The following is an 8,233-nucleotide window of genomic DNA, read 5'->3' on the forward strand; positions in this document are numbered from 1 at the left end:
CCGCACAAGATCCAAGATCCATGTACTTCATACTTCTACAACTATTGTCCAATAAATAAATCAAACATCAAGCAACAAGCAACCTTAGATAAAAAAAGGCTGAAACTTATACCTGTAAAGGCTTTGAGTCATTTAACTATTGGCCAATAAATGAATCAAACATCAAGCAACAAGCAACCTTAGATAAAAAAAGGCTGAAACTTATACCTGTAAAGGCTTTGAGTCATTTAACTATTGGCCAATAAATGAATCAAACATCAATAATTGAGATATGGTGATATAGCTGCCACTAGGTTCACCTTTCATGTCAGCTCTGGCAACCGAAAAGCGGAACCGATTTTCTATGGCTATTACAACAAAGCCATTCAAAATTAAAAATTCAAAGTTCAAAAATTTTGGTTTATTCCTTAATTTCACAGGACTTACGCAAGGGCACTAATTATAGTGAGAATATTGGGAATATTGACCAAACAATACACCATATATAGCGGTGTTGCGTAAGTCCTGTTTCAATAATTGTTTAATTAAGGATTCAAGCCTCCGGCTAAAGTCGGAGGCTCACTGATAACTGATAACTGATAACTGATAACTGAAATCAAGATCGCCCTTATTGTGCTTGATACGGCAGAGATGAATGGTGCAGCTCAATTTTCAGACCGCCGTTTTCATCACGAACATAACCAAAAGTGAATTCTACCTTGATCTGGCTACCGTCTGTTTTGGTGAAAAAATACTCACCCATGGAGGTGGCTGTATTGCAGTGGGTAATAATTCCTTCATTCTCAAAGCGCACATTGTTATAGGGAGCAAGAGCAAAACCTTTATCTTCGCTGATGCCGCCGCCGACAAAATAAGACAAAGCCTCTTTCTCCGTGCCTCTGAAGGGTTCATTGCTAGCCAGTGTAGGTTTGAACAAAACCGTACCAAGATTATAAGCATAAAGCCTCTCAAGAGTATTTTGTGCTTCTGCTTTTGGGTTTTCTGCCTTGCCAATGGCGACAATGGCTTGGCCCCAGCTTTGCTGTGCAGCTAAAACATCGTTTTCTGTGACAGGATTTTGGCATGGCGGAGCCTGTACCGTTGGCGTAGATTGAGGGTTTGCGCAACCAGCCATTGCGGTTACTGTGGATACAATTAAAAGAGCAAAGAAATATGGTTTCATAGTCGTCTTTTTCTTTTATAGGATTAGGGGTAAAGAGGTTAAGCTATTTCCGCCTACAAACAGTATAGACTATTTTCTTGAGAAAGTTGCTGAAATTGTTCATCATTTCTGGATAATTAGCTCAGGAAATGTAACTTATGGTAGGGGTTTAGTTACCGAAAAATTAAGGTATAAAGCTTCTCTATTGATGGATAAAAGAAAAAAAATTCTTTGACTCAATCTTCTTGTTTATAAGAAGAGGTAATTTAATTATAGCATTTCCCAGGTTAGTGAGGTACAGATATTAGATCCCCCCTAACCCCCCCCTTCTCAAGGGGGGGAACTGGAAGTCCCCCTTAAAAAGGGGGATTTAGGGGGATCGTTGATGTACCTCACGCCTACTGAAAAACGCTATATTAATTATTAATTATTAATTATTGAAAACCTCTTCCTGAATGTTTACCCTTTTTTAACTTATTAGATAAACTTTTCCCTGGTCTAAGTCATAATAATCACCCACAACTTTTAGTTTATTTTCTTACACTAACTGGCTAATTACTGGAGAATAATTTATGATTTTTATTTGTTGAAATACATTAGCTTTCACAGCATTTTCTACGGTGTTTCCTGGTTTACCTTTAGCAACTTATACACCAGGTTTAATTGCAGCAATTATACTACCAATCTGACCAGGAACAGGTTTTCCATCCATTGTTGCTTTGACTGCTCCACAATTAAGAGAAATATTCTATTCAATATTTCAATCCCAATGCTTTCCTAGGTCATGCTGCGCAAACAGGTAGAGGTACTGATAACGAAGTCAGAAGTTAGAAGTCAGTAGGGGCGAACGGCCGTTCGCCCGTACAGAAGTTATTTTTGTAACGGGGATTAGAGCAACTCTCCAAAAATATTTCGCCAATCAAGGCGGGGTTTTAGACCCAATTATTTTGATAAGTGATAACTGATAACTGAAATGACTTCAGCTATAATTATCTATATAACATTGAGGAACTAATAACTATGAAATTAGCTACTGCATTTATTTCAACCGCAGATTATCTGGAAGGAGAAAAAGTTAGTCCTATTCGCCATGAATATCTCGGTGGTGAAATATTCGCTATGTCTGGTGGTAGCGAAGAACATAACCGCATTTCAGGTAATATCTACGCTAGTTTATTGAGACACTTACGGGGCAGCGGATGTAAAACTTTTATTGCAGATATGAAAGTCAAAATTGCGATTGCCAAAAATAGCTCGGATATATTTTATTATCCTGATGTGATGGTAACTTGTGACCCCCAAGATACGGAAAAATATTACAAGAGTTTTCCTTGTTTAATTGTTGAGGTACTTTCTCCTTCTACCCAAGATTTAGACAGACGAGAAAAACGCTTAAATTACCAAAGTTTAGCAAGTTTTCAAGAGTATATCTTGGTTGATCAAACAGAAATGAAAGTGGAAATTTATCGTCGTTCAGAAGTTGGTAATTGGTCTAGGGAAAGTTTAGGAAAAGAAGATTTTTTAGAGTTAAATTCGGTGGAATTAACTTTAACAATGGCTGATATTTATGATGAGGTATTATAGCTTTCGTAGGATTGAACAATAGGAACTAATATAGCAATTTGAAGTAGGTTGTAAAATTTGAACGTAGGGGTTTGGTCTCCAAACCAAACCCCTAAAGTTTTTTTTCACAAATCATTAGGATGAGTATAACTATGAAATTAGCCACTGCATTTATTTCAATCACAGATTATCTGGAAGGAGAAAAAGTTAGTCCTATTCGCCATGAATATCTCGGTGGTGAAATATTCCCTATGTCTGGTGGTAGTGAAGAACATAACCGCATCGCATTAAATATAGCTAGTCTTTTACGTTTTCATCTCCGGGGAAGCGGATGTAAAACTTTTATTGCAGATATGAAGGTCAAAATTGCTATTGCGGAAAATAGCTCTGATATTTTTTATTATCCTGATGTGATGGTAACTTGTAACCCCCAAGATACGGAAAAATATTACAAGAGTTTTCCTTGTTTAATTGTTGAGGTACTTTCCCCTTCTACCCAAGATTTAGATAGACGAGAAAAACGCTTGAATTATCAAAGTTTAGCAAGTTTGCAAGAGTATGTATTGGTTGATCAAACAGAAATGAAGGTGGAAATTTATCGTCGTTCAGAAGTTGGTGATTGGTCTAGGGAAAGTTTAGGAAAAGAAGATTTTTTAGAGTTAAATTCGGTGGGATTAACTTTAACAATGGCTGATATTTATGATGAGGTTTTATAGCTTTAGTAGGATTGAAAAACAGGAACTAATATAGTAATTTAAAGTAGGTTGTAAAATTTGAGCGTAGGGGTTTGGTCTCCAAACTCAACCCCTAAAGTTTTTTCACAAATCATTGAGGAGATGTAACAAATATTTATCATGTTTAGTATAATGTTGTTTGTAGTAGGAAATTAGCCCTATCTATTCCTAATTTAGGATAAAAACATTTGAATAATTGAACAAAAGAAAGGAAGAAATTATGATTGCTCAACCTAAAAATTATCAAAAAATGACAGCCGAAGAATATTTAGAATGGGAAGCTAAACAGGAATTTCGCCATGAATATGTGGATGGATAAATTTTAGCTATGACTCGAACAAATATTCCTTATAATAATATTGTTCTTAATTTCTATACAGCTTTATATTCCTCTGTTCGTCAAAAAGGTTGTCGAGTTAATGTGTTGGAGGCGAAAGTTCAGGATGCTAAAAATAATCGTTATTTTTATCCAGATTTAGTTATTAGTTGTAATGCTGATGATTTCAAATCTCGTGAATTTATCAAACATCCTAGTGTGATTATTGAAGTTCTTTCTCCAGGAACAAAGGGGTACGATCGCGGCGATAAGTTTAAATATTATCGTCAATTTTCTAGTTTGCAAGAGTATGTTTTAGTAGATTCAGAATCAATTTCTGTTGAGATTTATCAACGTGGTGAGGGGAGAATGTGGCTTTATTCTGCATATTCTGAGGGAGAGAATTTTACGTTATCTAGTATTGAGTTTAATTGTGCTGTTGATGTTTTATACGAGGACGTTAGTTTTGAGACTGAACAAGAGCAACAGTAGAATGTGCTATTATGAGAAATATTTACTGGGTTTTGGGCAAATTTAGGCAAGGACTAACAAATGCAATTAGAAGATTATTTTGAGTTTCTGACACCGGAGGATATTCGAGTTAAAGGAACGCGGATCGGTATCGAGCATATTCTTTACGAATACATTGTTAACAATAAGACAGCAGAAGAAATTTCCGAACTCTTTCATACTGTTAGCTTGGAACAAGTTTATGCCACAATTTTGTATTGTTTGCGCGATCGCGAAACCATAGGACAATATTTTGATAATTGGTTGGAGTATACAAATAAAGCTCAAGCTGAATTCGATCGCCATCCTCCACCTTTTGTGGCGAAGGTACTGAGGTGGAAGTTGGAACGTCTAACTCAAGTTGAGGGTGCGTCTAAATAATGGCAATTAAATATTTGCTTGATGAAAATTTGCCTCCTCTATATAAAGAACAACTTTTGGAGTGGCAACCGGATTTAGTTGTTGTGGCAATTGGGGATGAAAAGGTGCCTCCCAAGGGCACAAAAGACCCTGAAATCTTGCGTTGGATTCAGGATAACGGTTTTATTCTTGTCACTAACAACCGTAGTTCTATGCCAGTTCATCTTGCCGAACTTTTAGCTGAAAGTGGTCATGTACCGGGAATTTTAGTGTTACGTCCGTCGGCGAATATCGGTCGAGTTATTGAAGATTTAATAGCTATTGCAGGGGCATCTTTTGAGGACGAATATCGAGACCAAATTGCTTATATTCCGCTGATTTGATTAACAATGGCTGATGTTTATGATGAGGTTTTGACTGGATAAATATGGTAAGTTGCATACTAAAGATTGGCGATCGCTCTGCTGGTAGTAAATGGTTGTCATTGCGAGGGGGGATGGAAAACAATTAAGTTCAAGGTTTGGCCATGATTCCCCCCCGTGGCAATCTCCTGAATCTAGAGATGGCAACGGCTAGTATTAATGATTTTCCCCAAAGTTTAATTTGTTTACCGAAAAATTGTGGTCTAAAGCCTCCCCTTTTAAGGGGATAAAAAAAGAACATATTCCTTATTTCAAGCCTCCTTATTGCAGAGGTACTGATAACTGATAACTGATAACTGATAACTGATAACTGATAACTGATAACTGAAATGGCGGTCGCCTCGCCATGACAGAAATACGGCTGATATTTATGATGAGGTTGGGAGTGGATAAATATGGCTTTGTTGCAATAGCCATAGAACATCCGTTCCGCTTTTCGGTTGCCAGAGCTGACATGAAAGGTGAACAACCGTGGCAGCTATATCACCCTCTTTCTATTATTCTATTGGCCAATAGTTAAATGACTGAAAGCCTTTGCAGGTATAAGTTTCAGCTTTTTCTTATCAAAGATTGATGCTTTATTCATTTGTTGGCCAATGGTTAAATAGCTGAAAGCCTTTACAGGTATAAGTTTCAGCCTTTTTTTTGACGCCGAAGATAATTGATTTATTTATTGGACAATAGTTGTATAAGTATGAAGTACAGATGCTTGTATCTTGTGCGGTAGCTATATGTTTTCATACAACAAAGCGGATAAATATGGTAAGTTGCATAATTAATTGGTGGCTTCTACGAGTATATTGTAGAACTAATTTTAGGGGTTAATTTTATGAATGCGATAGTTAGATATTCTCTGGTTTGGGGAGCAACATTTATTAGTATCTGTGGGTTAACTGTGGGGATGGTTAAGCCAGTAGTGGGGGAAATTAAGCCTGCTGTGGTGGCGCAACAGTCTGGGGAAGTGGAGGAATTTAAGCGACTTTTTCAACAAGCAGTGGAGTTTTCAAAACAGGGAAAATATAGTGAAGCTATTCCATTGTTAGAACGTGCCTTAGTTATGGTAGAAAATGATGGTGCTTCTGAAACCCCTGTTGGTGTACAAGTGATGAATTTTTTAGGTCTGCAGCATCATTACCAAGGCAACTACAGCGAAGCCTTACCTCTATACCAAAGGTCTCTGGCAATCTATGAAAAAGTATTAGGAACTGAGCATTCAAATGTTGCCCAAAGCCTTAACAACCTGGGATCGCTCTACCGTGAGCAAGGGAACTATACAAAAGCTTTAACCCTATTGCAAAGGTCTCTGGCAATCTATGAAAAAGTATTAGGGACTGACCATCCAGATGTTGCCCAAAGCCTCAACAATCTGGGATCGCTCTACCGTGAGCAAGGGAACTATACAAAAGCTTTAACCCTATTGCAAAGGTCTCTGGCAATCAGAGAGAAAGTATTAGGAACTGACCATCCAGATGTTGCCACTAGCCTCAACAATCTGGCATTACTTTACCAAAACCAAGGGAAGTACACAGAAGCCTTACCCCTATTGCAACAGTCTCTGGCAATCAAAGAGAAAGCATTAGGAACTGACCATCCAAAAGTTGCAACCAGCCTCAATAACCTGGCATTACTTTACCAAAACCAAGGGAAGTACACAGAAGCCTTACCTTTATACCAAAGGTCTCTGGCAATCACAGAGAAAACATTAGGAGCTGACCATCCAGACGTTGCCACCATCCTCAATAACCTAGCATTTCTGTACAGTGAGCAAGGGAACTACGCAAAAGCCTTACCTTTATACCAAAGGTCTCTGGCAATTAAAGAGAAAACATTAGGAGCTGACCATCCAGGCGTCGCCATCAGCCTCCACAACCTGGCATTATTGTACCGTGACCAAGGGAAGTACACCGAAGCTTTGTCCCAATACCAAAGGTCTTTAGCAATCTATGAAAAGGCGTTAGGAACCGAACATCCAGAGGTTGCCACCATCCTCAACAACTTGGCATTATTGTACCGTGACCAAGGGAAGTACACCGAAGCTTTACTCCTATTGCAAAAGTCTTTAGCAATCACAGAAAAAGCATTAGGAACTGACCATCCATCTGTTGCTTCTCGCCTTAGCAATATGGCAACATTGTACCAACTGCAAGGGAAGTATACCGAAGCTTTACTCCTATTGCAAAAGTCTTTGGCAATCACAGAGAAAGTATTGGGAGTTGACCATCTAGACTTTGCCTCCAGTCTCCGCAACCTGGCATCAGTCTACAAAGACCAAGGGAAGTATACCGAAGCTTTACTCCTATTGCAAAAGTCTTTAGCAATCACAGAAAAAGCATTAGGAACTGACCATCCAGACGTTGCTGATATCTTCAACAACCTGGCATTACTTTACGATATCCAAGGAAAGTATGCTGAAGCCTTACCCCTATTACAACGGTCTCTGGCAATCACAGAGAAAGCATTAGGGGCTGACCATCCAAAAGTTGCAACCAGCCTCAATAACCTGGCATTATTGTACCGTGCCCAAGGGAAGTACACAGAAGCCTTACCCCTATTACAACGGTCTCTGGCAATCAAAGAGAAAGCATTAGGGGCTGACCATCCAAAAGTTGCAACCAGCCTCAATAACCTGGCATTATTGTACGGTGACCAAGGGAAGTACACAGAAGCCTTACCTCTATTCCAAAGGTCTCTGGCAATCACAGAGAAAGCATTAGGAACTGACCATCCAAAAGTTGCAACCAGCCTCAACAACTTGGCAACACTGTACCATAACCAAGGGAAGTACACAGAAGCCTTACCCCTATTGCAAAAGTCTCTGGCAATCACAGAGAAAGCATTAGGAACTGACCATCCAAAAGTTGCAACCAGCCTCAACAACTTGGCAGCACAGTACAGTGACCTAGGAAACTATACAGAAGCCTTGCCCCTATACCAACGGTCTCTGGCAATACTTGAGAAAACATTAGGAACTAATCATCCAGACATTGCAACCAGCCTCAATAACCTGTCAGCACTGTACTATGTCCAAGGAAATATAACCAGTGCTATTGAATATCTCACCCAGGGAATGGAAGTACAAGAAACTACCCTTACTTCTTTCCTTGCCACAGGTTCGGAAAGTCAAAAACAAGCTTCCATGAGAATGCTCTCAGCCACAACTAATGCCACTATATCCCTGCATCTCCAA

At 38.8% G+C, this 8,233-nt stretch carries 9 protein-coding genes; 6 read left to right on the forward strand and 3 right to left on the reverse strand.

Annotated elements, in window-relative coordinates:
- Nucleotides 1–231: 231 nt before the first annotated feature.
- Together F6K40_RS36770 and F6K40_RS36775 are read right to left on the reverse strand one after the other, a co-directional pair.
- On the reverse strand, nucleotides 232–390 hold the full coding sequence (locus tag F6K40_RS36770) for a hypothetical protein (protein ID WP_293144106.1): 159 nt from the start codon (nucleotides 388–390) through the stop codon (nucleotides 232–234).
- Nucleotides 391–607: 217 nt separating this feature from the next.
- Entirely contained in the window at nucleotides 608–1,162 is a 555-nt protein-coding gene (locus F6K40_RS36775; RefSeq protein WP_293144109.1) for a hypothetical protein, read from the reverse strand.
- 999 nt (nucleotides 1,163–2,161) lie between these two features.
- Here F6K40_RS36775 and F6K40_RS36780 point away from each other — a divergent pair.
- The 5 genes from F6K40_RS36780 (at nucleotide 2,162) to F6K40_RS36800 (ending at nucleotide 5,007) form a co-directional block, all read left to right on the forward strand.
- Nucleotides 2,162–2,725: a Uma2 family endonuclease gene (locus tag F6K40_RS36780; protein WP_293144112.1), complete on the forward strand. Its 564-nt coding sequence runs from the start codon at nucleotides 2,162–2,164 to the stop codon at nucleotides 2,723–2,725.
- 131 nt (nucleotides 2,726–2,856) lie between these two features.
- Nucleotides 2,857–3,420 (forward strand): Uma2 family endonuclease, encoded by a 564-nt coding sequence (locus F6K40_RS36785; RefSeq protein WP_293144115.1) that lies wholly within the window; start codon nucleotides 2,857–2,859, stop codon nucleotides 3,418–3,420.
- Nucleotides 3,421–3,766: 346 nt separating this feature from the next.
- The gene (locus F6K40_RS36790) at nucleotides 3,767–4,246 is read left to right on the forward strand and encodes a Uma2 family endonuclease (RefSeq protein WP_293144118.1); all 480 of its coding nucleotides are present in this window, start codon (nucleotides 3,767–3,769) and stop codon (nucleotides 4,244–4,246) included.
- 60 nt (nucleotides 4,247–4,306) lie between these two features.
- A complete protein-coding gene (locus F6K40_RS36795; RefSeq protein WP_293144121.1) occupies nucleotides 4,307–4,645 on the forward strand; it encodes a DUF433 domain-containing protein in 339 nt (112 codons plus the stop codon).
- Complete coding sequence (locus tag F6K40_RS36800) at nucleotides 4,645–5,007, forward strand: DUF5615 family PIN-like protein (RefSeq protein ID WP_293144124.1); 363 nt, start codon at nucleotides 4,645–4,647, stop codon at nucleotides 5,005–5,007. Before F6K40_RS36795 ends, F6K40_RS36800 begins: the two co-directional genes overlap by 1 nt.
- A 300-nt stretch (nucleotides 5,008–5,307) precedes the next feature.
- On the opposite strand, the gene F6K40_RS36805 is transcribed toward F6K40_RS36800, so the two are convergent.
- The gene (locus F6K40_RS36805; protein WP_293144127.1) at nucleotides 5,308–5,463 is read right to left on the reverse strand and encodes a hypothetical protein; all 156 of its coding nucleotides are present in this window, start codon (nucleotides 5,461–5,463) and stop codon (nucleotides 5,308–5,310) included.
- 412 nt (nucleotides 5,464–5,875) lie between these two features.
- Here F6K40_RS36805 and F6K40_RS36810 point away from each other — a divergent pair.
- The coding region (locus F6K40_RS36810) for a tetratricopeptide repeat protein (protein ID WP_293144130.1) at nucleotides 5,876–8,233 on the forward strand (2,358 nt) is incomplete at its 3' end.

The sequence above is a fragment of the Okeania sp. SIO3I5 genome (genome assembly GCF_010672085.1).
GTDB lineage: Bacteria > Cyanobacteriota > Cyanobacteriia > Cyanobacteriales > Microcoleaceae > Trichodesmium.

Bases quoted from the DNA above. Each gene is read 5' to 3' on its own strand.
- F6K40_RS36775 (WP_293144109.1), bottom strand. From the start codon at position 1,162: ATGAAACCATATTTCTTTGCTCTTTTAATTGTATCCACAGTAACCGCA.
- F6K40_RS36780 (WP_293144112.1), top strand. From the start codon at position 2,162: ATGAAATTAGCTACTGCATTTATTTCAACCGCAGATTATCTGGAAGGA.
- F6K40_RS36785 (WP_293144115.1), top strand. From the start codon at position 2,857: ATGAAATTAGCCACTGCATTTATTTCAATCACAGATTATCTGGAAGGA.
- F6K40_RS36790 (WP_293144118.1), top strand. From the start codon at position 3,767: ATGACTCGAACAAATATTCCTTATAATAATATTGTTCTTAATTTCTAT.
- F6K40_RS36795 (WP_293144121.1), top strand. From the start codon at position 4,307: ATGCAATTAGAAGATTATTTTGAGTTTCTGACACCGGAGGATATTCGA.
- F6K40_RS36800 (WP_293144124.1), top strand. From the start codon at position 4,645: ATGGCAATTAAATATTTGCTTGATGAAAATTTGCCTCCTCTATATAAA.
- F6K40_RS36805 (WP_293144127.1), bottom strand. From the start codon at position 5,463: ATGGCTATTGCAACAAAGCCATATTTATCCACTCCCAACCTCATCATA.